The following is a 1,419-nucleotide window of genomic DNA, read 5'->3' on the forward strand; positions in this document are numbered from 1 at the left end:
GGGCGTGTCATTCCATCTGTGTAAGTCCGGGGTGGTCCACCATCGGACCGCCGTTGGGGCGGACAGAAGGAGTGTTTTGTGACCAAGACCACGAAGGCGTCGGCTGAGGGCAAGACGGCGGCCCGACGGTTGGCGGAGGCGTTCAGCGCCGACACGCTGGATTCGTTGATCGCCGATGCGGTGAAGTCGGGGACCCCGATCGACGGCGCGGACGGTTTGCTCAACGAGTTGACCAAGGCGGTGCTCGAGCGGGCCCTGAATTCGGAGTTGACCCATCACCTGGGTTATGAGGCCGGTGATCCGGCCGGGCGTGGATCGGGTAATTCCCGCAACGGCACCACGCCGAAAACGGTGGCCACCGTCAATGGTCCGGTGCGTATCGATGCGCCGCGGGATCGCAATGGTTCGTTCGAGCCGGCGATCGTGCCGAAGAAAACCCGTCGACTCAACAACATCAATTCGGTTGTGCTGTCGCTGTATTCGCGCGGGATGACGACCCGCGATATCGAGGCCCACCTCGAGGAGGTGTACGGGGCGTCGGTGTCGCGGGAGCTGATCTCCAACATCACCGACGTGGTCGTCGATGAGATCAAGGCCTGGCAGTCCCGGCCGCTTGATGAGGTCTATCCGATCCTCTACATCGACGGTCTGCGGCTGCGGATCGGCGACAATGGGGTCATCACCACCAAGGTGGCCTATCTGGCCATTGGCGTGGATCTCGACGGCCGCAAACACGCCCTGGGCTGCTGGATCCAAGACAGCGAGGGCGCGAAGTTCTGGCAGAAGGTCGTCATCGACCTACGCAACCGCGGCGTGCGTGACATCCTCATCGCCTGCTGCGACGGCCTGACCGGTCTGCCCGATGCGATCCGTTCGATCTACCCCGACACGGTCGTGCAGACGTGTGTGGTGCACGTGATCCGCAATGCGATGCGGTTCGTGTCCTACAAGGACTGCAAAAAGGTCGCCACCGCGATGCGGACGATCTACACCGCGCCCACCGTCGATGGCGCTGAATTGGCACTCAAGGAGTTCGATCAGCAATTCGGCGCCCAGTACCCGGGCGCGATCGACGTGTGGCGAGGCGCCTGGCCGGAATTCGTGCCGTTCCTGGACTATCCGGTGGAGCTACGCAAGATCGTCTACACCACCAATGCGATCGAGTCGATCAACTTCCAGCTACGCAAAATCACCAAGAACCGGGGCCATTTCCCCGACAAGGACGCTGCGATGAAGTTGCTGTACCTCGGGCTGCGCAACATCTCCAGCGAGAGAGGAGGCTATTCCGGAACCGGGACCCACAACTGGACCGTGGCACTCAACACACTCGCCAGATTGTTCCCCGGTCGAATACCGTTGTGCTAGAGTATAACTCGTAGTCAAATCATCTCTGACTTACACAGAATTCGTGACAGGCTC

Annotated in this window: 1 protein-coding gene; it reads left to right on the top strand. The window is 61.2% G+C overall.

The window, feature by feature from the left end; all coding sequences use genetic code 11:
* The first annotated feature begins 129 nt into the window (after positions 1-129).
* Entirely contained in the window at positions 130-1,365 is a 1,236-nt protein-coding gene (locus BST10_RS22130) for an IS256 family transposase (RefSeq protein WP_083040779.1), read from the top strand.
* Positions 1,366-1,419: the final 54 nt, after the last annotated feature.

Origin of the sequence: Mycolicibacter algericus DSM 45454 (assembly GCF_002086455.1) — a bacterium.
Classification (GTDB): Bacteria; Actinomycetota; Actinomycetes; order Mycobacteriales; family Mycobacteriaceae; genus Mycobacterium; species Mycobacterium algericum.